The sequence below is a fragment of the Burkholderia sp. MBR-1 genome (assembly GCF_013822785.1).
GTDB lineage: Bacteria > Pseudomonadota > Gammaproteobacteria > Burkholderiales > Burkholderiaceae > Burkholderia > Burkholderia vietnamiensis.
In genome coordinates this window covers 1,348,757-1,372,239 of record NZ_CP053610.1, presented here as the reverse complement: position 1 = coordinate 1,372,239, position 23,483 = coordinate 1,348,757, and the positions used below count along the sequence as shown (strand labels likewise).

Below are 23,483 nucleotides of genomic sequence, written 5' to 3'. Positions count from 1 at the left end.
CTTCATGCAAGGACCCGTGGCGCGCCGCCACGAAGCCGCACCGCCGTTCCGTTCACCGAGAGAGGTACCGCCGTGATAGCACTTTCCCCCGACCGCACGACCTTCCGCGAAGCCATGTCCCGTATCGGCGCAGCGGTGAATATCATCACCACCACGACGCCTTCCGGCGATGTCGGCATGACGGTGTCCGCGGTGTGCTCCGTCACCGACGATCCTGCTACGGTGCTCGTTTGCATAGGCCGGTCCAGCCGTCAATATGGACACTTCAGCAAGGCGGGCATCATCTGCGTCAACGTTCTTTCCCATGAGCACGAGATGATTGCACCGATCTTCGCGGGCAAGGGCGATGTCCAGATGACCGAGCGCTTCACGTACGGCGAGTGGATCCGTCTCGTCACGGGTGCGCCGGTGCTGGCCACAGCGGCCGCGAGTCTCGACTGCACGGTGGACCGGAGCATCGACATCGGCACACATACGGTCTTTTTCTGCGCCGTGCAGGCGCTACATCTCGGCTCCGCGTGTTCGGGCCTCGTCTATCACGGGCGCGCTTATCATCGGCTGCCGCAGCAGCATGCGTGACACGGCGCGGCCGTTTCCCAGCGACCACAAGGCCAGGCCGATTGTTGCCGTTCGAAGTTTCTGCTGACAGTGTCCGCCGATACTGCTGATGGGTGCGTTCGTGGTGGCGTCGTCAGCAAAGGACGAGAGCTACACCGAGGCGATGAAAGTCGATGGTGGGCTGCCCCGGCGTTATACAAACTGCGGGTCTTCCGATGTAGAGCGATGACCTGGTGCAGACGTGAGATGGCGGACTTCTAGGTCGGAGTGTTACGACGATGAATGGCGCTACGGGCGAACACGAACGATTACGACCGTTTGCGTTCGGAGCCGAATCCGGCGGGCGACGGCGTTGCTGCGCACTTTCCGCCAACAACGACGTTCTCACCATTGCTTGACGTAGACGAACGCGGTCAGCCAGTAGCCGAGGAAGCCGAGCGCGAAGCCGGCTTCGTCGCCTGCGGTGCCGTTGATGACGGCCCACGCACCTCACGCCTCCAGACGAGATTCGTGCGAAACCCTACACAGCATTTGACCCGCCAAGAAAGCGCAATACCGCCCAATTGAACGCCCCGGCGCGGTCGAGATTTGCATGATGTCCGCCTCCGGGAAGCGTTCCGTAGCGGGCACCCGGAATCATGGCAGCGAGCCGTTGCCCTTCGGTCGCCGGAAAAATGCTGCCGTCTTCGCTTTGCAACACGAGCGTTTCGCTGCGTACGAGATTCAGTCGCCTTCTGACGTCGTAGTTCGCGATCCCGATGCAAAGGCGGGCAAGCTGCGCGGAATCGGTGGTTGCCGCGCGCGCATGGCCGATCTGATACGCGATCTCGCCAGCTTCCGATTGAGCGAATTCGGCGCTCACCATCAGCGGCCACATTTCCTCGAACCAGCGGCTTGCGCCATCGTCGCGCGCGAAACCGCATTTCCAGAACTCGAAGCGCCGGACGAAATCGTCGTCGACCAGGTTCGAGAAGCCATTGCAGACGACCAGCTTGCCGACGCGTGCGGGCGCATCGAGCGCGATCGTCAAGGCGATCGCGCTACCAAGCGAGATGCCGACGAGGGCGGCACTTTCGAGGCCAAGATAATCCAGCAGAAACTGCAGGCTGCCGGCAAGTTCCCTCACGTCAAGCGTGCGATCCGGGTACGACGACGCACCGTGCCCCGGCAGATCCGGCACGATGACGCGATAACCCGCTTGACGCAGAAACGGCATTTGCCGTGCCCATGCGAGACCGCAGCTACCCAGATCGTGAATCAATATGATCGGTTGGCCGCTGCCGACGTCCGCATAATAAAGATCGTGGTCACTGAATGATAGTTTTGCCATCTGCCTGCTCCACTGCTGTCCCCCGTGTACTTCTGAACTATCTTAATATTGAGATATATTGGCTGCAAGTTGAGCGACCAAGCCCCCATCGAATGCGAGGATATTCATGACGGTTCCGGGTACCGAAGATCACGTTGACCTCGTCGTCGCGCAATGGCGCGACGAGCGGCCTGAACTCGATGTGGCGTCGATGGAGGTGTTCGGGCGTCTGGCGCGACTGGCAAAGCATTGCGAGAAGGCGCGGACCGAGGCGTTGTCGCCGTTCGGCTTCAAGGAAGGCGAATTCGACGTTCTGGCCACGCTTCGCCGGGCGGGCGCACCGTACGAACTGTCGCCCACGCAGCTGTACCGCTCGCTGATGATTTCGTCGGGCGCGATCACGAACCGGCTGATGCGACTCGAGCAGGCCGGCCTCGTCGAGCGCATTCCGAATCCGCAGGACGGCAGGGGAATGGCCGTGCGATTGACGCGCGAAGGGCTCGCACTGATCGACAGGGCGGTGAATGTACACGTGGACACACTGGATCTGTTGCTCGGCGGGCTGGATCGGGACGACCGCACGACACTTGCATCACTGCTGAAGCGTGCGCTTCTCGCGCTGCCGGGCGAAGCGCTCCCGCCCGATGGCGCAGGGTGGGCGCGAGGGGAGCAGGCGTGACAGACCGAACCTCGATGGGTTTAAGATAAAGACCGCAACAAATGAGGCCGGCGACAACAATAACGATAAGGAAATATCGTGCTTAACAGTAACGTATTGCGCCAACTCGATCTTCAGGACGTGATGGTATTTCTGTGTCTGTACGAACATAAAAGCGCGCGCCGCACTGCCGAGGTCCTGAGCATCAGCCAGCCGACGGTCAGCTATTGCCTGAAACGCTTGCGCAATTGCTTTCACGACGTACTGTTCGACGTCGATCGCGGCAGCCTCGTCGCGACGGCCAAGGCCGAGGCGATCGAGCCGTATCTGCGAAACGTGATCGACGCGGTGAACCACTGCGCCGACATGGACGACGACCAGGTGGCCGCCACGTCACGCCGTGTGATGCGCGTATGCGCGCCGGAGTACTTCGAGCTGCTGCTGTTGCCGGGGGTGCTCGAGTCGTTCATGAAGCGCGGCCGCGAAACCTCGCTGATCGTCGATCGCCTCGGCCGCGAGCTGCCGGTAGAACGGCTGCTGGCCGGCGAACTTGATTTCGCGATCGGCTTCGGCCCCGGCTATCATCGGTTGCATCCCGACCTGCAATGGGAGTCGGTGCTCTCCGACACCTTCGTGTGTCTGACCGCTTCGCGCAAGCTCGCACCGTCGACGCGCGTCTCGCTCGACGAATTCTGCGACATGGAGCACGTGTTCCCCACGCCGTGGGTATCCGAGCGCAACATGATCGACGGCTGGCTCGAAAAGCTCGGCCGCTCGCGCAGTATCGTCGCGCGCGCCAACACGTATCAGGCCTGCCTGAACATCGTCGCGCGGCTGCCGGTCGCGCTGACGCTGCCGCGGCGCCTGATCCAGCACCTGTCGATTCCGGCGAACGTACAGATCTGCGAAGTGCCGCTCGGCTTCCCGACCTTCACGCTGGACGTGATCTGGTCGACGCCGATGGAAAAGAACCCCGACATCCGCACCATGCGCAGCCTCTTCAAGGATCTCGCGAGTGCCAACGCGTTCGAGCCGGGGGAGTTGCCCCGCGCCTAGCCGCAATCGGTTCGCGCCGGCCGGCGAGCGGTGCGGGTTATTGCCAATGGGGAAGCAAAGCCGGGCTTCCTTTCAGGAACCTGAACAAAATTCACATCCACCATTTAATTTTTAAAACGGTGCGCCCCGCCGTGTCGGTAGATTAGTCAGTGTTCGACGAGGCCGTGCTTCGAACACAAAACTAACCACACTGAGAGGCAACCATGATGGATGTTGTTGATGTAGTCGCTGCGAGGGTTCAGCACAAACCGTTACCGCGTTTCGGCTTCGAGTTGATCGAAAGCCTCGAGGCCGGTCAGAAGGCGATCGACCTGGTCGATACCGATCAGTTGTACGAGCAACTCGCCCATTCGGGTGTCGTGATCTTTCGCAATTTCGCCGATACGCTCGACGATTTCAACCGCTTCGTCAGCCTGCATTCGGCGCGCGTCACGTTCGATCCCGCGCGCAAGACCTCGACGGAGAACACCGCCGAAATCGATGCCGGCGAGCTGGAAATGGGCCTGCACCGTGAGAACGGCAACCTGCCGTTCACGCCCGACCTGCAATGGTTCTACTGCCTCGAGCCGGCTCGCGTCGGCTCCGAAACGACGATCTGCGACGGGCAGCGCGTGCTGCAGGAACTGACGCCGGCCGTGCGTCGCCTGTTCGAGCAACGCCAGATCAAGTATTCGCGCCGCATTCCCTGGCCGAACGTGCAGCGCTTCCTGAGCGTCGAACTCCAGTTGCCGGCGCACGAGGTGAACGACTCGCACCTCGAGGTCGTCAACCAGCGCGTTCGTGGCCAGCACTATCGCCGTCTCGACCAGTTTCTCGTGTCGTCCGAGCGTGTCACCGATGCGATCACCGTCAGCTGCTTCTCCGGCCGTCGCGCGTTCTGCAACTCGCTGCTCGGGCCGAGCGTGAACTACGAGCCGCCGCTGATCACGTGGGCCGACGGTACCGACATCGATTTCGAGGTGTGGGACGAAATCAAGGACGTGACCGCCCGCTATACGTACGACCTGTTCTGGAACAAGGGCGACGTCGTCGTGATCGACAACAGCCGCGTGATGCACGGCCGCCGCCGTCTCGCCGACCCGGGCCGCCGCATCTTCGGTGCGCAAAGCTATCGCAAGGGAGCCATCGCATGATCAGCGCACTCATCGAACGTCATTTCGCCGAAGCGCCGAACCGCATCGTCGTGCGGGAGATGGACGGCCGCGAATACTCGCTCGATCAACTGCGCGCCGACGTCGCGCGGATCGGCGGCAAGCTGGAGGAGCTGTACGGCGATTGCAGCGGTCTCGTGTTCGGTATTGCCGCGCGCTCGAGCTACACGTGGGTGGCGACGATGCTCGCGATCCTGCGCGTGAAGGCGGTGCTTCTGCCGGTGCCGATCGAGTTTTCCGACGAGCAGATCGGCAGCCTGTTGCACAAGGCCACCGCGATCTTCGCGCAGGATGCGCAAACGGCCGCGCGCATCGGTTCGATCCTGCCCGGCATCTCGTGCATCGACGCCGCGAGCGAGCGCGACGAATGGCCCGCAGCGGGCGCACCCACCGGGGAGCGGATCGAGCCGGGCATCTGCGGGATCATCCATACGTCCGGTACGACGTCGAAGCCGAAGGGCGTGAAGATCCGCGACGAGGCGGTCGGCCTGCTGGTGACGAACGTGCTGAAGCGCGTGCCGGCCGGCCCGCTCGATTACCTGTCGATCGTGCCGATGAGCCTGCTGATCGAACAGGTGCTCGGCGTGTTCCTGCCGGTGCTGTCCGGCGGCTCGCTGACGCTGATGCCCGCGCACTACGCGGAGTACGGCGCACGCAGCGGCAATGCGCGCGAATACCTGGACCTGATCGCCCGCGTCGATCCGAACTTCCTGTACCTGCCGCCGAAGCTGCTCGAGGAGGCCGATGCCTTGCTGGAGTCGACCAGTACGACGCAACTGTTCGGCCGCCGCAATCCGCACATCATCACGGGCGGCGCGAAGATTCCGGCCACCGTGCTCGAATCGTTGGACAAGCGCGGCGTGCAGGTATACGAAGCGTACGGTCTCAGCGAGAACAGCTCGATCATCTCGCTGAACTATCCGGGGCAGCGCCGCATCGGTTCCGCCGGGACGTTCCTCGACGGCATCGAGCCGGTGATCGTCGACGGCGAGCTGCGCGTGCGCACACCGACGCTCTGCGCGGGCTACTACAACTCGGACGATACGTCGTGCGAGCTGACCGACGGCTACCTGCATACCGGCGACCTCGCCGAGATCGTCGATGGCTTCCTGTACATCACCGGCCGCAAGAAGCACGTGATCATCCTGTCGACGGCGCGCAACATCTCGCCGGAGTGGGTCGAGACGGTCTACAAGGAAAGCGCGCTGATCGATGACATCGTGGTGTTCGGCGAAGGGCGCGAAGAGCCGGCGGCGATCGTGCTGTCCACGCACGACGAAGCGGCGGTGCGCGACGAGATGGCGCGGCTCGAACCGCGGCTCGCGGATTTCGCGCGGGTGCGGCGCGTGCGGGTCGTGACCGACATCGAGCGCTTCCGCACGGATTACTACACGGTCACCGGGCGGCCGCGCCGTCAGCTGATCGAGCGTGACCATGCGGCGTCGCTTTACTGACCGGGGAGCCGAACGTGCAGATCGTACGGACCTTTCACCCGGGCCAGGACGCCTATCGCGAGATTCAGCTCGCGGTCTCGCAGCACTACTATCAGGCGCACGGCGCGCGTCCTGAGCCTCGCCCGGACCAGTTCTGGTGTCTGACCGACCGCGAGAGAACCTTGCCCGGATACGCATGCCTGGGGCTCAGCTGGGGCGATAGCGCGCGGCTGTTCTCGGAGCACTACCTCGACGAATCGCTGACGAGCCTGTATGGGCTGTCGCGTGCGGAGCTGATCGAGCTCGGGCAGTTCTCGTCGTTCGGCCCGAAGGGCGCCGGGCGCTACCTGATGGCGAGCGTGTTCCGCACCCTGGCCCAGCACCACTACCGGTACGTGCTGATGACGGCGACGGAGCGCGTGCGTTACATCGTGCAGTCGTTGCAGATCGCCTACGACGATCTCGGCCGCGCGTGCGTGAGCCGGGTGCGTGACCGGCATGTCGACTGGGGCACGTACTACGACAACGCGCCGCGCGTCATCATGGTGAGGATCGACGACATGGCCCGACGCAACGATTTGCCGATGTGGAGCCCGCTCGGCGATCCGCCCTCGGCCCGAATGCCGCCGAGGCAGGTCGAATGCACCGCCAACGGTCACTGATCCCGACAGGCCGCACGCACTCGCGTCGGCCTGTCCCGTCATTTCTGGAACGTCCCCATGTCCAACTCAAACAGATATGAAAACTTCCTCGTGTTCCTGGCGCCGCTGATCAATAGCGTCGGCGGGATCGCGATCGACCTCTATGCGCCCAGCATCCCGGCCATCGGTCGAGAACTCGACGTCATGCCGAGCATGATGCAGAACACGATCACGATCACGCTCGTGTTCTATGCGATCGGCCAGCTCGGGTTCGGCATCCTGGCCGACTGGTGGGGCAGACGCCCGTCGATACTGTTCGGCCTCGTGCTGTTCATCGCCGGCAGCGCGCTGGCGGTCGTCGCGCCTTCGTTCGAGGTGCTGATGGCGGGACGCGCGATTCAGGGCTTCGCGATCGGCTCGTGCCAGGTCGTCGCGCGCGCCGTGCTGGTCGACCGGCTGAAGGGCGACCGCTTCCGCGTCGCGATCGTCTACCTCAGCCTGGCGTTCGGGCTGGGCCCCGTGATCGCGCCGTACGTGGGCGGACACGTGCAGGAGTGGGCCGGCTGGCGCTGGAACTTCGTCGTGTACTGCGGCTACGGGCTCGTCGTGCTGTCGTTCGCGTTCGCGGGCCTGCGCGAGACGCTGCGGCCGGAGTTGCGGCGCACGCCGCGGCAAACCATTGCGGGCTATCGCGAGATCCTGTCTGATCCGCACTTCCAGTCGGCTGTCGCGATGCTCGGGATGAGCTTCTCGGCGTTCCTGATGTGGAACGTGATCGGCCCGTACATCGTGCAAATCCGCCTCGGGCATTCCGCGGCTTATTTCGGTTCGACTGCGCTCGGCGTCGGCCTGTGCTACCTCGGCGGCACGACGCTGAACCGGAGCCTGATCCGGCGCTACAGCGGCGAGCAGCTGATGCGCGTCGGCATCGCGACCTTTGCGCTCGGGGTGGCCTGCGTGGCGTCGAGCGGCGTCGAGCTGAGCCTCGTGACCGCCCTCGGCGGGATCATGCTGATCGCGTTTGCACAGGGCTTCATCTTCTCCAACGCGATGGCGCGCTCGATGGCCCTGTTTCCGGGCCGCGCGGGCGCCGCGGCGAGTCTGCAAGGGTGCCTGATGCTGGCGCTCGGTTCGATCGTGTCGGGGGTCGTCAGCGCATTGCCCATGGAGACGAACGCGACGATTGCCATCATGTTCGCGTGTCTGCTGGGCGTGACCATGATCGGCTTCCGGCAACTGCATCGCCGCCATCCGCAGGTGGCGCGATGAAGGCCGCCGTCGCGCTCGCGCTGCGGCTCGTACTCGGCGCGTTCTGGAGCTGGGCGGGCTTGACGAAGATCGTCGGACACTTCGATGCAGGCCCCTTTCTGACGGCTGCCGTCTCGCGATCCGCGGCGGCGCCCGAAGCCGTGCGGCTCGCGCTGACCGGCGCGATCGTGCACGTCGCGCTTCCGCACGTCGTCGCGGTGAACCTGATCGTGCCCTGGCTGGAACTGGCGGCAGGATTGTCGATCCTGCTCGGCATCGCGATCGCGTGGGGTGTCGCCGGCGCGGCGGCGATGTCGGTGCTGTTCCTGATGTGCGGGGCGGTCGGCACCAATCCATTGCTGCTGTTCGGTGCCGTCCTGTTGGCGATGTCACACCCGTATGCGCGCGCATGGACCCTTCATGCGCCGCGAGCGCCTGCCACGACCATCTGAGCTCGTAGCGGGCGTTGCTTCGCCGCTTGCCGCGTTCGTCGCGGCAAGCGGTTTTTTTTCGTGTCGGGCATGCGAAAAATTTAAACGGGGATTCGAAAAGTTGACGTCCGGGCGCGGCGGCTCCACCCAAACTGACGTCATGACTGATTCATTGGGGAGATATCGGTGAGACGCTCTGTGTTCCTTGCCGCAGGCGCGTTGGTCGTCCTGTCCGGCGCATTGTTCCTTTGGCGCACGGAACGTGTATCGGCGGCCGATCGGCCTGCGTCGCCACCGGCGCCGTTGCCGGTCGAAACCATCGTCGTGAAGCCGCAGGCCGATGCGCCGACGCTCGAGGCGGTCGGCTCGCTCGAAGCGGTGCGGCAGGTGACCATCGCGCCGGAAGTCGCCGGCCGCGTCGTCGACATCCGGTTCGTCGCGGGCTCGCGCGTGAGCGCCGGGCAAACGCTCGTGCAACTGTACGACGCACCCGAGCAGGCGAAGCTCGCCGGCTTGCAGGCGAAGGCCGACTACACGCGCCGGCAGTTCGACCGCGCCGTGCAACTCGTGCCGAACGGCGCCGAGCCGAAGGCGACATTCGACGCACGCCGCTACGAGCTCGACGCCGCGCGCGCCGATATCCGCGAGACTCAAGCGGTCATCACGCAAAAGCTGATACGCGCGCCGTTTTCCGGCGTGATCGGCTTGCGCCGCGTGAACCTGGGGCAGTACCTGAACCCGGGCGATCCGATCGCGACGCTGACGGATCTCGGCGTGTTGTACGCGAACTTCACGGTGCCGCAGAAGGAGTTGAGCCGCGTGTCGCTCGGCCAGACGGTGCGTGTGACGACGGATGCGTATCCGGGCCGGACCTTCGAAGGCCACGTGACGGCGATCGAGCCGCAGGTCGGCGACGAGACCCGCAACATCACTGTGCAGGCCACGGTGACCAATACCGGCCAGTTGCTGCGCCCCGGCATGTATATCGACGCGCATCTGGCGCTGCCCGGCCGCGACGCGGTGATCAGCGTGCCGGATACCGCCGTGCAGACCTCCCAGGCGGGCGACACCGTGGTGGTGGTCGAGCAGCGCGACGGGCGCGGCGTCGGCGTTGCGCGCGTGCGCCAGGTGCGTGCCGGCGCGCGTGAGCGTGGCCGCATCGTCATCGAGGACGGGCTGCGCGCCGGCGACGTGGTCGTGACGACCGGGCAGTTGCGCGTCGCACCGGGCGCGAAGGTGCAGGCGCTCGCCGATGCGGGCACACAACGGGAGACGGTGCGATGAGCCAGACCACGCAAGGCGCGCGTTTCACCGACATCTTCGTGCGGCGGCCGGTGCTGTCGATCGTCTGCAGCCTGCTGATTTTGCTGGTGGGCCTGCGCTCGCTCGGTGCGCTGCCGGTGCGCCAGTATCCGATGCTGGAGAGCGCGACGATCAGCGTCGAGACGGCCTATCCCGGTGCGTCGCAGGCGTTGATGCAGGGCTTCGTGACGACGCCGATCGCCCAGTCGATCGCAACCGCGGACGGCATCGAGTATTTGACCTCCACGTCCACGCAGGGCAAGAGCGTCGTGAAGGCGCGGCTGCGCCTGAATGCGAACGCCGATCGCGCGATGACGGAAATCATGGCGAAGGTGCAGGAGGTCAAGTACAAGATGCCCGAGGGTGCGTACGACTCGGTGATCACCAAGCTGACCGACGCGCCCACGGCCGTGATGTATCTGGGTTTCTCGAGCGATACGTTGTCGATCCCCGAGATCACCGACTACGTGGTGCGCGTGGCGCAGCCGCTGGTCACCACGGTGCCGGGCGTCGCCTCCGCCGAAATCGTCGGCGGCCAGAATCTCGCGATGCGCGTCTGGCTCGACGCGTCGCGGCTCGCCGCGCACGGGCTGTCAGCCGGCGATGTCGCGGCCGCGCTGAAGGCGAACAACGTGCAGGCTGCGCCGGGCCAGTTGAAGGGCGCGCTGACCGTCGCCGACATTTCCGCGAACACCGACCTGACCGACGTCGGCGCGTTCGGCAACCTCGTCGTGAAATCGGAGGCGAACGGCAGTTTCGTGCGCTTGCGCGACGTCGCGACGATCGAACTGGGCGGCCAGCAATACAACGCGAGCGCGCTGATGAACGGGCGCCGCGCGGTCAACATCGCGATCAACGCGACGCCGTCGGGCAACCCGCTCGACATCGTGCGCGGCGTACAGGCGTTGCTGCCGACGATGGAGCGCAGCAAGCCGGCCAGCATCAGGATCGGCGACGTGTTCGACGTCGCGCGCTTCGTCAACGCGTCGATCGACGAGGTGCGCGAGACGATCATCGAGGCGATCGCGATCGTCGTGGTCGTGATCTTCCTGTTCCTCGGCTCTTTCCGTGCGGTCGTGATCCCGGTCGTGACGATTCCGCTCGCGCTCGTCGGCTCGGCCGCGCTGATGCTGGCCGCGGGCTTCTCGCTGAACCTGCTCACGTTGCTCGCGATGGTGCTGGCGATCGGGCTCGTCGTGGACGACGCGATCGTCGTCGTCGAGAACATTCACCGGCACATCGAATCCGGCGAGCCGCCCGCGCGCGCGGCGCTGCTCGGCGCGCGCGAGATCGCGTCGCCGGTGATCGTGATGACCATCACGCTCGTTGCGGTGTATGCGCCGATCGGGCTGATGGGCGGGCTGACCGGCTCGTTGTTCCGCGAGTTCGCTTTCACGCTCGCGGGGGCGGTGTGCGTGTCCGCGGTGATCGCGTTGACGCTCTCGCCGATGCTCAGCTCGCTGCTGCTCGACAGCCGGATGTCGGAGGGCCGTGTCGCGCGGGCGATCGAACACACGCTGTCGCGCGTCACGCCCGCGTACCGGCGCCTGCTGCATGCGAGCCTCGGCGCGCGGCCGGCGGTGCTGGTTTTCGGAGCGGGCGTCCTGTTGGGCATCGGCCTGCTGTTCAGCGGCGTGAAGCGCGAACTGGCGCCGCAGGAGGACCAGGGCTCGATCATGCTGCAGGTGAAGGCGCCGCAGTACGCGAATCTGGACTACCTCGAACGCTACGCGCCGCAGATCGAGAAGGTGTTCCGCTCGCTGCCGGAAGCGGATACCAGCTTCGTGTTGAACGGTGTCGGCGGTGCGAATCTCGGCTTCGCCGGCGTGAACCTCGTCGACTGGTCGAAGCGCACGCGCAGTGCGGCCGACCTGCAGGCGCGGGTGCAGGCGGGCGCGAACGCGATCGCCGGCGACCAGGTGTTCACGTTCCTGCTGCCGTCGCTGCCCGCGTCGAGCGGCGGCCTGCCGATCCAGATGGTGCTGCGCGCGCCGGCCGATTTCAACGGCATCTTCGCGACGATGGACAAATTGAAGGCTGCCGCGTCGAAGAGCGGGCTGTTCGCGGTGGTCGACAGCGATCTGACGTTCGACAGCCGTGCGGTCGGCGTAACGATCGACCGCAACCAGGCGAATGCGCTCGGCGTGACGATGAAGGACATCGCCGATACGCTCGCGGTGCTCGTGGGCGAGAACTACGTGAACCGCTTCGATCACGACGGCCGCTCGTACGACGTGATTCCGCAGGTCGCGCGCGCCGAGCGCCTGTCGTCGGACATGCTGAACCGCTACTACGTGAAGACGCGCGGCGGCAAGATGGTGGCGCTGTCGACCGTCGTGCGCGTGTCGAACGGCAGCCAGGCCAACGCGCTCACGCAGTTCAATCAGATGAACTCGGCGACCCTGTCGGCGGTGGCCGCGCCGGGCGTGACGATGGGGCAAGCGGTCGAGTTTCTGCAGAAACAGCCGCTGCCGGCCGGCTACGAGATCGACTGGCTCGGCGAATCGCGGCAATACGTGCAGGAAGGCAACCGGCTGACGGTCACGTTCGTGTTCGCGCTCGTCGTGATCTTTCTGGTGCTCGCCGCGCAGTTCGAGAGCCTGCGCGATCCGCTGGTGATCCTCGTGTCGGTGCCGCTGTCGGTGTGCGGCGCGTTGGTGCCTCTGTACCTCGGCTTCGCGACGCTGAACATCTATACGCAGATCGGGCTCGTGACGCTGATCGGCCTGATTTCCAAGCACGGGATCCTGATGGTGAGCTTCGCGAACGAACTGCAACGCACGCAGCACCTCGACCGGCGCGCGGCGATCGAGCACGCGGCCGCGGTACGGCTGCGGCCGATCCTCATGACGACGGCCGCGATGGTCGCCGGGCTCGTGCCGCTGATTTTCGCGCGCGGCGCGGGCGCGGCCAGCCGCTTCGCGATCGGGATCACGGTCTCGACCGGCATGCTGGTCGGTACGCTGTTCACGCTGTTCGTGCTGCCGACCGTGTACACGCTGATCGCGAAGCGCCATCGCGAGGCCGCGAACAGCGAGCGCGCGCGCGTGCTGGAGACCGTATGACGATGCAATCTGCAACGCGTGCCGCGACGGGACGCAACGAGGGCAACATGAATGGATTTCGCATGGCGGCCGCCGCGGCGCTCGCGCTGTTCGCCACCGGCTGCACGATGGCGCCGCATTACACGCGGCCCGACGCGCCGGTCGCGCAGGCGTACCCGGCCGGCGGCGTCTACGCGACGCAGCCCGCCGCGGCCGGCACGCGCAGCGCCAACGGCCAGGCGGCGAGCGCCATCGGCTGGCGCGAATTCTTCGCCGATCCGCGCCTGCAGCGGCTGATCGAGATCGCGCTGAACAACAACCGCGACCTGCGCGTCGCGGTGCTGAACATCGAGGCGTCGCGCGCGCAGTACCAGATCACGCGCGCAGGGCTGTTCCCGACCCTCGACGGCACCGGCTCCGGCAACATCCAGCGCTATCCCGCTGGCGTGTCGACGACGCGCCAGCCGCTCATCACGCGCACCTACAGCGTCGGGCTTTCCGCGTCGTGGGAGCTCGACCTGTTCGGCCGCGTGCAGAGCCTGAAGGATCAGGCGCTCGCGCAATACCTGTCGACGTCGTATGCACGGCAGGCCACCGAGATCTCGCTCGTGTCGCAGGTCGCGGACCAGTATCTGACGTTGCTGTCGACCGAGGACCTGCTGAAGGTCACGGAGAACACGCTGAAGACCGCGCAGGCGTCGTACGACCTGACCAAGCTGCAGTTCGACAACGGTACGGGCTCGGAGCTCGATCTGCGTCAGGCGCAGACGGTCGTCGAGCAGGCGCTCGCGAACCAGCAGGCGCAGGCGCGCGCGCGGGCGCAGGCGGTGAATGCGCTGGTGCTGCTGATCGGCGAGCCGCTGCCGGACGATCTGCCGGCCGGCATGTCGCTCGACGCGCAGAACCTGCTCACGGACGTGCCGGCGGGCCTGCCGTCGGACCTGCTCACGCGTCGTCCCGACGTGATGCAGGCCGAGCAGACGCTGCTGGCTGCGAACGCGAACATCGGCGCGGCGCGCGCGGCGTTCTTCCCGCGCATCTCGCTGACGGCCGCGTTCGGCACGGCGAGCCCGACGCTCGGCGGGCTGTTCAAGGCCGGCACGGCGGCGTGGTCATTCGCGCCGCAACTGACGATGCCGATCTTCGAAGGCGGGCAGAACATCGCGAACCTGAACCTCGCGAACGTGCAGAAGCGCATCGAGATCGCGAACTACGAGAAGGCGATCCAGTCGGCGTTCCGCGAGGTGTCGGACGGTCTTGCCGCGCGCGACACGTACGATCTGCAGATCGCCGCGCTCGAGCGCAACGAGCACGCGCAGCAGCGTCGCTTCGATCTGTCGGACCTGCGTTACAAGAACGGTGTCGACAGCTATCTGTCGGTGCTGACGGCGCAGACGGATCTGTATTCCGCGCAGCAGTCGCTGATCAGCGCGCGCCTCGCGCGCTGGACCAACCTCGTCGATCTGTATCGTGCGCTGGGCGGCGGCTGGATTCAGCACGCCGGCGAGACGCCGCGCGCGCCGGATGCGTCGGCCGATTGAGACATGCTCCGCTCCCGAAGAAATCCGCGCTTGAACATGCAGCGCTGCTGCTGATCGGGCCAGCCAGCCGGCCAACGTTATGACGCAGCCCGATTAATTTATCGCTTTATATCGCTTGGGATACCGGGATCGGCGGAACAGAATGCCCGCTGCCGGAATGCAATCACGTCAGCCTGTCGACGCGCCCGCGTTCCGTCTAAATCCCGCCGATCGCGAATGCACCAGCCCGGGCTCCGGCTCCACGCCGGCCTCGGCGTGCATTCCGCCAAACCCCAAGGAATGCGATGAGTTCGATCGATCTAAGCCCTGCAACACCGGTTTCCGCTCCCATCCGCTCGGCCAGCGACGTCGCGCGCCTGATCAATACCGTGGACAGTTCGGTCAGCCATGCGCGGATGATCGTGCTGCTGGCGCTCGGCGGCGTGTTTCTCGACGCGTACGACCTCACGACGCTGTCCTACGGCATCGACGACGTCGCGCGCGAATTCGGGCTGACGCCCGCGCTGACCGGGCTCGTCGGTTCGGCGATCATGATCGGCACGATCTTCGGCAGCCTGATCGGCGGCTGGCTGACCGACCGGATCGGCCGCTATCAGGTGTTCATGGCCGACATGCTGTTCTTCGTGGTCGCGGCGATCGCGGCCGGCCTCGCGCCGAACGTCTGGGTGCTGATCGCGGCCCGCTTCGTGATGGGGCTCGGCGTCGGTATCGACCTGCCCGTCGCGATGGCGTTTCTCGCGGAATTCTCGAAGTTCAACGGGCGCGGCAACAAGGCGTCGCGGCTCGCGGCGTGGTGCCCGATGTGGTACGTCGCGTCGTCGGTCTGCTTCCTGCTGATCTTCGGCCTGTATTTCCTGTTGCCGGCCGAGCACGCGGGATGGCTGTGGCGCGCATCGCTGATCTTCGGGGCGGTGCCGGCGCTCGTCATCATCCTGTTCCGCAACCGGTTCATGAACGAATCGCCGCTGTGGGCCGCGAACCAGGGCGACCTGGCCGATGCCGCGCGCATCCTGCGCGAGTCGTACGGCATTCACGCGCATGAGGCCGACGATGCGCGGCGCGAGCCGAGTCCGCCGCCCGTGCGGATCCGCGTGCTGTTTCAGCGCCCGTATCTTGGCCGCACGATCGTCGCCAGCGCGATGAACCTGTGCATTCCGTTCGAGTACACGGCGATCGCGTTCTTCCTGCCGTCGATCCTGTCGCAGTTTCTCGGCGCGGGCGTGTTCGAAACGATCGCGGCGTCGCTTGCGCTGAACGTGCTGTTCGCGTTCACCGGCGGCTTGCTGGGCATGCGCCTCGCGTATCGCTATCCGTCGCGCCATGTCGCGATCGCCGGCTTCGCGCTGCAGACGATCGCGCTGGTCGCGCTGGCGCTCGCCGGGCATCCGCACGGCGCGATCGCGGTGGGCGTCGTGCTGCTGATGCTCGGGACCTGGCTGTTCGCCGAAGGATTCGGCCCCGGTGCGCAGATGATGATCTATCCGACGCTGTCGTATCCGGCCGCGATCCGCGGCACCGGCGTCGGCTTCGGACGCTCGCTGTGCGGCATCGGCCAGGCGCTCGCGCTGTTCGTGCTGCCGATCCTGCAGGCGCGTCTCGGCACCGACATGTTCTGGGTCGTCGCGGTCAGCGCGGTCACGCCGATCGCGTTCCTGCTGATCGTGCGGTACGAACCGACGGCGCACGACATCGACGACGAAAGCGTCGCGTGAACGCGCGGGGCAGACCACCCCGAAAAGCGCCAACGGCTTCGTCGAACCGCACGAAGCCGTTGGTATTGCAGCCGGTCGGCCCGCACGCGGGCAGACCGGCCTCGACATCCCGCTACGCGCCGACCGCCTCGCGCTCGGCTTCGCGCTTGACCTGCTCGATATTGCGAAACTGCGCGGCGGGATGCTCGTCGGGCAGCCGCGCCGCGCCGCCGAACAGCTTTTCGCGCAGCGTGCCCGGCGCATACGCGGTCGGATACACGCCGCGGCGCTGCAACTCGGGCACGAGATGACGCACGACATCCTCGAAGGTTTCGTGCGCAACCGCATACGCGAGATTGAAGCCGTCGACGTCGGTCGCCGCGACCCATTCCTGCAGGATGTCCGCGACGGTCGCGGCGGAGCCGACGAACACCGGCCCCATTCCGCCGATACCGCCCCACGTGGCCAGCGCCTCGATCGTCCACGCGGTGTCGCCGCCCGCCAGGTGCTCGACGGCCGACACGATGGCATTCGTTTCGACGCGCCGCACGGGATCGGTCGGCGCGTACTGGCCGAAGTCGATGCCGGTCCAGCCCGACATGAACACCAGCGAGCCATCGTACGACACGTAGCGGCGGTACTCGTCGAACTTGGCCTGCGCCTTTTCGTCGGTTTCGTCGACGATCACCGTGACGAGGTTGTAAATCAGCACCTTGGACGGATCGCGGCCTGCCGCGGCGGCCTGCGCACGCACGTCGGCCACGTAGCGTGCGAGCTGCTCGCGGGTCGGCGCGGCGACGAACACGCATTCCGCGTGCTGCGCGGCGAACGCCTTGCCGGGGCCGGACGCGCCGGCCTGGAACAGCACCGGCGTGCGCTGCGGCGACGGTTCGCACAGGTGGTAGCCGGGCACGTCGAAGAAGCGGCCCTTGTGGCCGATCTCGTGCACTTTCTCGGGATGCGTGAACACGCGGCCGTCGCGATCGCGCACCACCGCGCCATCCTCCCAGCTGCCCTCGAACAGCTTGTACAGCACCTCGACGTATTCGGCCGCGACCGCGTAGCGGTCGTCGTGCGTGCGCAGGCCCTGGTCGCCGACGTTCTTCGCGCCGCTCTCCAGGTACGACGTGACGATGTTCCACGCGAGCCGGCCCTTCGTGTGATGGTCGGCCGTCGACAGGCGGCGCGCGAACGTGTACGGGTGCTCGAACGTCGTCGACGCGGTAATGCCGATCCCGAGATGCTCGGTCGCCATCGCGATCGGCGCGGCGAGCTGCAGCGGATCGTTGACCGGGATCTGCGCGGCCTGATGCAGCGCGTGATAGTTGCTGCCCTGGTAGACGTCGTAATAGCCGATCACGTCTGCGATGAAGATCGCGTCGAAGATTCCGCGCTCCAGCACGCGGGCGAGGTCGGTCCAGTAGTCGAGGTCCTTGTACTGCCACGAGCGGTCGCGCGGATGCGCCCACAGGCCCGGCGACTGGTGGCCGACGCAGTTCATCTCGAACGCGTTGAAACGGATCGTCTTGCTCATCGTGCGCCTCCCGCTTCCACGCCGGTGCCCGCACCGTTGCCGACGCGCCAGACGAACGGCGGCGTGCGGCCGTTGACGACCCAGTCGCCGACGATCCGCGCCTTGTAGACGAGCGGATTGTGCGACGACACCGTGCGCGCGTTGCGCCAGTGGCGGTCGAGTGCGGTCGTGGTGCGCGTCGCGGACGCGCCGAGCGCGTCGAACAGGCGCGTCGCCGCGCGCAGCACGAGTTCGGACACGACGAGCTGGCTCTGCGCGGATTCGATCTCGGCCGCGACGTTCGCCGCGTGCTCGGTCGCTTCGTCGTCGCCGAAGCGCGCTTCATAGGCCTGTTGCAGCGGCTGCGCGGCGCGCAGCGCGAGCGCGTCGGCCGCATACGCCCACGACGCGATCTCGCCGATCACCTGCTGCAGCTGCACGTCGTCGCCCGCGCGCGGTGCGTTGCCGTGGCTGTACACGCGCGTCCGGTTGCGCACGAGCTCGCCGGCGTCGCGTACGATCGCGTGGCCGATGCCGGCCAGCGTCGCGACGTGGAACAACTGGTAGAACGCGGTCTGGTACTTGAAGCGGCGCGCGAAGTCGATCACGTGGTCGGCGTCGACGGTCGCATCCTCGAAGCGCGTGGTGCCGCTGCCGGTCGTGGTCTGGCCGAAGCCGTCCCAGTCGTCCTCGCGGATCACGCCGGGCTGCGCGGTCGCGACCGCGACGATCACGTCGCTGCCGTCGTGCGCGCGCTGCGCGAACACGTCGATCCAGTCGGCGAACAGGCTGCCCGTGCTGTAGAACTTCCGGCCGTTCAGCACGAGCCGGCCGTTGCGCTCCGACACCTTCGTGACGGTCTGGCCGAGCGGCACGTCGCCGGCCTCCGACCATGCGTTGCCGACCAGCTGGCCGCTTGCGAAGCGATCGAACCAGGTCGTGCGCTGCGGCCCGGACGGGGCGTTCAGCCAGTCCTCGACGAACGCGAAATGCCCGCGCAATGCCTGCGGCAGATTGGAATCGGCGGCGGCTAGTTCGGTCAGCAGCCGGAACAGCTGCGGCAGCGAGGCGCCGGCGCCGCCGGCGCTGGCCGGCAGCCGCACCGCGCCGAAGCCTGCGGCCTTCAACCAGCCGATCGCCTCGTGCGGCAACTCGCGGCGGCGTTCGCGTTCGGCGGTGCCCGTGGCGATGCGCTCGAAGATCGGCCTGAACCGGCTCGCGAGCGCGTCGTAGTCGGTACCGGTGGATAGGTCGGGGGCAGCGTGCAACGAAGTCATGCGGTATTCCTCGAAGAGCGGGCCGATTGCGCCGGGAGGCCAGTATAGGAAGCGCGACATGCGCGTTCCAATAACGGATTCGCAGATCGTTATCGTTGCTGCGTATTACCGCAGGCGCACCGCGATGCGGCGACGCCGGCGCGTCGATTGCGGCGCCGAAGCGCGTGTCGCCGGCGCCGATCGGGTCGTTTGTTATCCGGAGGAATATCGTTCCGAGAATCGCTCGTTTTTCCGGCCCGCGCTGCGCTGCTAGATTGAGTGCTTTCGCCATTCGACAGGAGAACCCGATGTCAGACACGAGCGCGACGATTCAGGAGCAGCCAGCCGATGTGCAACCACCCGCGGCCCGCGTGATCGCCGACGATGCGCAGGCGATCGCAGCCGCGCACGCGCTGGCGAAGCGGCTCGCGGAAGATGCCGCCGAGCGCGATCGCACGCGCCGCCTGCCGCGCGACGAAATCGAATGGTTCTCGCAGTCGGGGCTGTGGGCGATCACGGTGCCGAAGGCATACGGCGGCGCAGGCGTGTCGCATGTCACGCTGACCGAGGTCGTCAAGATCGTCGCGGCGGCCGATCCGTCGCTCGGGCAGCTGCCGCAGAATCATTTCGGGCTGGTCGACGTGATCGCGCTCACCGGCACCGACGCGCAGAAGCGCCATTTCTTCGCGGAGATACTGAGCGGCAAGCGCTTCGGCAACGGGTTCTCGGAGAAGGGCACGAAGCACGTGCTCGACCTGAAGACGCGCGTGCGCCGCGACGGAGACGACTATGTCGTCGACGGCACGAAGTTCTACTCGACCGGTGCGCTGTTCGCGCATTACGTACCGGTGCTCGGCCTCGACGACGCACGCCAGGCATGGCTCGCGTACGTGCCGCAACCGACGCCGGGGCTGGCCGTGATCGACGACTGGTCGGGATTCGGGCAACGCACGACCGCGAGCGGCACGGTCGTGCTCGATGCGGTGCGCGTTCCGGCGTCGCACGTGCTGCCCGCGCAGCGCGTGTCGGACGTGCCGACGCTCAACGGCCCGCTGTCGCAGATCATCCAGGCCGCGATCGACGCGGGCATCGCGAAGGCGGCCATCGACGATACGCTGGCGTTCGTGCGGACCCGCACGCGCCCGTGGGTCGACAGCGGCGTCGATCGTGCAGTCGACGATCCGCTGACGATTCGCGAGATCGGCCATCTGCACATCCAGCTGCATGCGGCCGAGGCATTGCTCGAACGCGCGGCACGCACGCTCGACGAGATCACGGCGCGCGGCGACGTGACCGAAGACGACGTTGCGCGCGCATCGGTCGCGGTCGGCGAAGCGAAGGTGCTGACGACCGAGGTGGCGCTGCTCGCGGGCGAGAAGCTGTTCGAACTGGCCGGCACGCAGTCGACGCTCGCCGAGCACAATCTCGACCGGCATTGGCGCAACGCGCGCACGCATACGCTGCACGATCCGGTGCGCTGGAAATATCACCTCGTCGGCAACTACTACCTGAACGGCGTGCGTCCGGCACGCCATGCGTGGAACTGAGCCGCTCGTCGGCCGCCGATCGCAGCCCGATCGATCGTCGCGTTGGCGATTGGCCGCGCGGTACCGTCGAGCTCGAACCCGAGTGCATCGACGACGAGAATCACGGCCGTCGGTTCGGAATACGCGCGCCGATCATGAATGCTTGAGAAGACGAGTAATCTTCTCGCGCAGTTGCATCGTCGCGATGGCCCGCATCGATGAACGTCCGCTGTTGCGTGCGGATTCGCCCCGTCGCGTGCCGACGCGACGGTGAGATAGACATTCGGCCGTTGCGGGATCCTACGTCGATGCGCGGGGACGCGCTTCCGACTCCTGCTTCAATGCTTCGGCAATATCCAGTGCTGCTTTTTGCAGCTCCGGCACATAGCGGCGCACGGCGTCTTCGAGCCGCACCGCGCGTGACAGGAAGATGACGTTGAGACTCGCGATCACGCGTTCGTCCGCGCTGATCGCGACCGCAACCGCACCGATCTTCGCCTGCGCGGTCCAGTCACCGTGGTTCGATCCGAAGCCGTCGTCGCGCACACGCCGGATCAGCTTGCGCACGAGCGCATCGTTTCTCGCGAACGCCTGTTGCTCGTCACCGCCCGCACCGGAGCGCAGCAGCTCCAGAATGTCCTCGCGCTCCTCGTCGGGGCACGTTGCGAAGTAGGCGCGGCCCGCGGCCGTCAGCAACATCGGCAGGCGCCGCCCGACCATCGCGCGATGAAACGACAGCCGGCTGAAGCGATGCGTCGTCTCGCGGATGATCATCGCGTCGCCATCGGGCGTGGTCAGATCGGATGGCCATGCCACGCGCTGCAGCAACTGACCCATGATCGGCGGCGCCACGGTCGCGATACGCTCGGTATCGGTGAATCCTTCGCTCAACGAACGCACCGCGAGCGTCAGGCGGAAGCTGTCGTCCGATGTGCTGCGGCGCACGAAACCTTCTTCCATCAACGTCTCGAGCAGACGGCGCACCGTGGTGCGATGCAGGCCGGTCAGATCGGCGAGTTGCTGACTCGTTGCATGGCCGTCTTCCATCGCGTTCAGCGCCCGCAGCACCTGCAGGCCGCGCGCCAGGCCGCGCACGTTTGTGTAGGTTGTCATGGAAAAAATCCCATTTAAATCAATCATGTGCATTCTATGCACATTCCTGAGATTTTGTTGAGGGGGTTTTCCGCCATCCCTAAACTGCGTCCATAAGCTGAACGAGCGACAGCCACGCGCTGCGTCGATTCAGCACAACGAACAAGCCCAGTCAGGAGACAAGCATGCGCCCCGCTTTTGAACCGGCGGCCGGCCTCGGCCGCGCTCATCCTCACGAAACGACACCTCGCTCGATCGACGCCGATGTCGCGATCATCGGTGCTGGCCCGGTCGGCCTGATGATCGCGAACATCCTCGGCCTGCAGGGCGTGCGCGTCGTCGTTGTCGAGAAGCTCACGCAGATCATCGACTATCCGCGCGCCATCGGGCTCGACGACGAAGCACTGCGCGTATTCCAGTCGGTCGGCCTCGCAGAGGCGCTGCTGCCGCACACCACGCCGAATCACTGGATGCGCTTCACGCTGAATGGGAAGTGCTTCGCGTCGATCGAGCCGCGCACCGACGAGTTCGGCTGGCCGCGCCGCAACGCCTTCATCCAGCCGCTCGCCGATCAGATCCTGTACCGCGGTCTCGAGCGTTTCGACCATGTGTCGACGCTGCTCGGCCACAACGTCGACCGCTTCGCGCAGGACGAGAGCGGCGTGACCATCGACGCGACCGATGCGCACGGCGTGCGCACGACGATCCGCGCCGCATACATGGTCGGCGCGGACGGCGGCAACAGCTTCGTGCGCCGCACGCTCGACGTGCCGTTCGAAGGGCGCACGAAGCCGAATCAATGGATCGTGATCGACGTGCGCAACGATCCGATCGGCTCCCCGCATGTCTATCTGCATTGCGACGCGCGGCGGCCCTACGTGTCGGCGGCGCTGCCGCACGGCATCCGGCGCTTCGAATTCATGGTGATGCCGGGCGAGACGGAGGAGGAGCTGTCGAAGCCGGAGAACATGGCGGCGCTGGTGCGCGGGGTGGTCGACGATCCTGACAAGGTCGACTACATCCGCCAGCGGGTCTATACGCACAACGCGCGGCTCGCGAGCGTGTTCCGCGTGAAGCGCATCCTGCTCGCGGGCGACGCCGCCCACATCATGCCGGTGTGGCAGGGGCAGGGTTACAACAGCGGGATTCGCGATGCGAGCAATCTCGGCTGGAAGCTCGCGATGGTCGTGAAGGGCACGGCGCGCGACGCGCTGCTCGATACCTACACGATGGAGCGGCGCGCCCACGCGCGCTCGATGATCCACCTGTCGGAAGTGGCCGGCGACATCTTCGCGCCGACGAGCTTCGTCGGAACGCGCGTGCGCGACGCGTTCGTGCGCTGCTTCGACGTGCTGCCGTCCCTGAAGCGCTACTTCGTCGAGATGCGTTTCAAGCCGATGCCGCGCTATGAAGACGGCGTCGTGCTGCTGGCACGACGCGCGCGGTCCGAAGGCATGCTCGCGCGGCTGATCGCCAGCCGGGGGCACGGCGCGCTCGGGCGGCTGGTCGGTCTGATGAGCGAGAAGCGCGAATCGTTGCTCGGACGGATCGTGCACGGCCGCGATGCGCAGGCGGGGACGCCCGTGGGCCGCATGTTCATCCAGCCGCGCGTGCGTGTCGCGGATGGCAGCATCGTCCGGCTCGACGATGCGATCGGCAACCGCTTCGCGATCCTGAGCTGGGGCACGGACCCGACCTTCGGCCTGACGCCCGAGGCGCGCCGCATCTGGAGCGCGCTCGGCGGATGCTTCGTGCTCGCGAAGCCCGACCCGCAGCTCGGCTTCCGCGACGACGTACCCGAAGACGTGATCGCGATCGGCGATGTCGACTCGCGCCTGCGCGACTGGTTCGCGCGGGTGCCGGAGTCGGTCGTGCTGTTGCGGCCGGACCGCTTCGTGGCAGGCATGTGCTCGCCGCAATGCGTATCGGAATGCGTGTCGCAGCTCGCCCAACGGCTGTCGCTTTCCGTGGCAACGGGCGCGCAGTCCGACGACGCGACGTTCGCGCCGGCCGCCGGCCTGGTGGGAGCCTGA

18 protein-coding genes are annotated in these 23,483 nt (G+C 66.3%); 14 read left to right on the top strand and 4 right to left on the bottom strand.

The features are described from left to right. Nucleotides 1–72: 72 nt before the first annotated feature. Nucleotides 73–579 carry a flavin reductase gene (locus tag MBR110_RS20805; protein ID WP_230681630.1) on the top strand — a complete coding sequence of 169 codons (507 nt, stop codon included), beginning with the start codon at nucleotides 73–75 and terminating at the stop codon, nucleotides 577–579. Between the two features lie 499 nt (nucleotides 580–1,078). Here the strand turns inward: MBR110_RS20805 and MBR110_RS20800 are convergent, their stop codons facing one another. Continuing rightward, entirely contained in the window at nucleotides 1,079–1,888 is an 810-nt protein-coding gene (locus MBR110_RS20800; RefSeq protein ID WP_045577782.1) for an alpha/beta fold hydrolase, read from the bottom strand. Nucleotides 1,889–1,994: 106 nt separating this feature from the next. On the opposite strand from MBR110_RS20800, the gene MBR110_RS20795 reads away from it, so the two are divergent. From MBR110_RS20795 to MBR110_RS20745, 11 genes are all read left to right on the top strand, one after another. After that, nucleotides 1,995–2,546 carry a MarR family winged helix-turn-helix transcriptional regulator gene (locus MBR110_RS20795; RefSeq protein ID WP_059669258.1) on the top strand — a complete coding sequence of 184 codons (552 nt, stop codon included), beginning with the start codon at nucleotides 1,995–1,997 and terminating at the stop codon, nucleotides 2,544–2,546. A gap of 78 nt (nucleotides 2,547–2,624) precedes the next feature. Further along, nucleotides 2,625–3,581: a LysR family transcriptional regulator gene (locus MBR110_RS20790; protein WP_014725453.1), complete on the top strand. Its 957-nt coding sequence runs from the start codon at nucleotides 2,625–2,627 to the stop codon at nucleotides 3,579–3,581. 203 nt (nucleotides 3,582–3,784) lie between these two features. Further along, entirely contained in the window at nucleotides 3,785–4,714 is a 930-nt protein-coding gene (locus MBR110_RS20785) for a TauD/TfdA family dioxygenase (RefSeq protein ID WP_059462426.1), read from the top strand. Beyond that, on the top strand, nucleotides 4,711–6,186 hold the full coding sequence (locus tag MBR110_RS20780) for an AMP-binding protein (RefSeq protein WP_181709307.1): 1,476 nt from the start codon (nucleotides 4,711–4,713) through the stop codon (nucleotides 6,184–6,186). Before MBR110_RS20785 ends, MBR110_RS20780 begins: the two co-directional genes overlap by 4 nt. A gap of 14 nt (nucleotides 6,187–6,200) precedes the next feature. After that, nucleotides 6,201–6,827 carry a thermostable hemolysin gene (locus tag MBR110_RS20775; RefSeq protein WP_034194523.1) on the top strand — a complete coding sequence of 209 codons (627 nt, stop codon included), beginning with the start codon at nucleotides 6,201–6,203 and terminating at the stop codon, nucleotides 6,825–6,827. Nucleotides 6,828–6,884: 57 nt separating this feature from the next. Beyond that, nucleotides 6,885–8,075 (top strand): multidrug effflux MFS transporter, encoded by a 1,191-nt coding sequence (locus tag MBR110_RS20770; RefSeq protein ID WP_034194524.1) that lies wholly within the window; start codon nucleotides 6,885–6,887, stop codon nucleotides 8,073–8,075. Continuing rightward, a complete protein-coding gene (locus MBR110_RS20765) occupies nucleotides 8,072–8,506 on the top strand; it encodes a hypothetical protein (RefSeq protein ID WP_059734744.1) in 435 nt (144 codons plus the stop codon). The genes MBR110_RS20770 and MBR110_RS20765 overlap by 4 nt, the downstream gene beginning before the upstream one ends. A gap of 159 nt (nucleotides 8,507–8,665) precedes the next feature. Further along, on the top strand, nucleotides 8,666–9,769 hold the full coding sequence (locus tag MBR110_RS20760) for an efflux RND transporter periplasmic adaptor subunit (protein WP_081052796.1): 1,104 nt from the start codon (nucleotides 8,666–8,668) through the stop codon (nucleotides 9,767–9,769). Continuing rightward, the gene (locus tag MBR110_RS20755) at nucleotides 9,766–12,852 is read left to right on the top strand and encodes an efflux RND transporter permease subunit (protein ID WP_181709306.1); all 3,087 of its coding nucleotides are present in this window, start codon (nucleotides 9,766–9,768) and stop codon (nucleotides 12,850–12,852) included. The genes MBR110_RS20760 and MBR110_RS20755 overlap by 4 nt, the downstream gene beginning before the upstream one ends. 47 nt (nucleotides 12,853–12,899) lie before the next feature. After that, nucleotides 12,900–14,372, top strand: coding sequence for an efflux transporter outer membrane subunit (locus MBR110_RS20750; protein WP_175949108.1), 1,473 nt, complete (start codon nucleotides 12,900–12,902; stop codon nucleotides 14,370–14,372). Nucleotides 14,373–14,656: 284 nt separating this feature from the next. Next, a complete protein-coding gene (locus tag MBR110_RS20745; RefSeq protein WP_034194530.1) occupies nucleotides 14,657–16,084 on the top strand; it encodes an MFS transporter in 1,428 nt (475 codons plus the stop codon). Between the two features lie 112 nt (nucleotides 16,085–16,196). Here MBR110_RS20745 and MBR110_RS20740 read toward each other — a convergent pair whose 3' ends face one another. Then, nucleotides 16,197–17,597 (bottom strand): LLM class flavin-dependent oxidoreductase, encoded by a 1,401-nt coding sequence (locus MBR110_RS20740; protein WP_181709305.1) that lies wholly within the window; start codon nucleotides 17,595–17,597, stop codon nucleotides 16,197–16,199. Next, complete coding sequence (locus MBR110_RS20735; protein ID WP_060043132.1) at nucleotides 17,594–18,853, bottom strand: acyl-CoA dehydrogenase family protein; 1,260 nt, start codon at nucleotides 18,851–18,853, stop codon at nucleotides 17,594–17,596. Before MBR110_RS20735 ends, MBR110_RS20740 begins: the two co-directional genes overlap by 4 nt. Before the next feature lie 287 nt (nucleotides 18,854–19,140). Here MBR110_RS20735 and MBR110_RS20730 point away from each other — a divergent pair, with 287 nt between their 5' ends. Continuing rightward, nucleotides 19,141–20,379 (top strand): SfnB family sulfur acquisition oxidoreductase, encoded by a 1,239-nt coding sequence (locus MBR110_RS20730; RefSeq protein ID WP_011882655.1) that lies wholly within the window; start codon nucleotides 19,141–19,143, stop codon nucleotides 20,377–20,379. 279 nt (nucleotides 20,380–20,658) lie between these two features. On the opposite strand, the gene MBR110_RS20725 is transcribed toward MBR110_RS20730, so the two are convergent. Continuing rightward, complete coding sequence (locus MBR110_RS20725) at nucleotides 20,659–21,471, bottom strand: DNA-binding transcriptional regulator (protein ID WP_181709304.1); 813 nt, start codon at nucleotides 21,469–21,471, stop codon at nucleotides 20,659–20,661. 164 nt (nucleotides 21,472–21,635) lie between these two features. On the opposite strand from MBR110_RS20725, the gene MBR110_RS20720 reads away from it, so the two are divergent. Beyond that, a complete protein-coding gene (locus MBR110_RS20720; protein WP_181709303.1) occupies nucleotides 21,636–23,483 on the top strand; it encodes a bifunctional 3-(3-hydroxy-phenyl)propionate/3-hydroxycinnamic acid hydroxylase in 1,848 nt (615 codons plus the stop codon).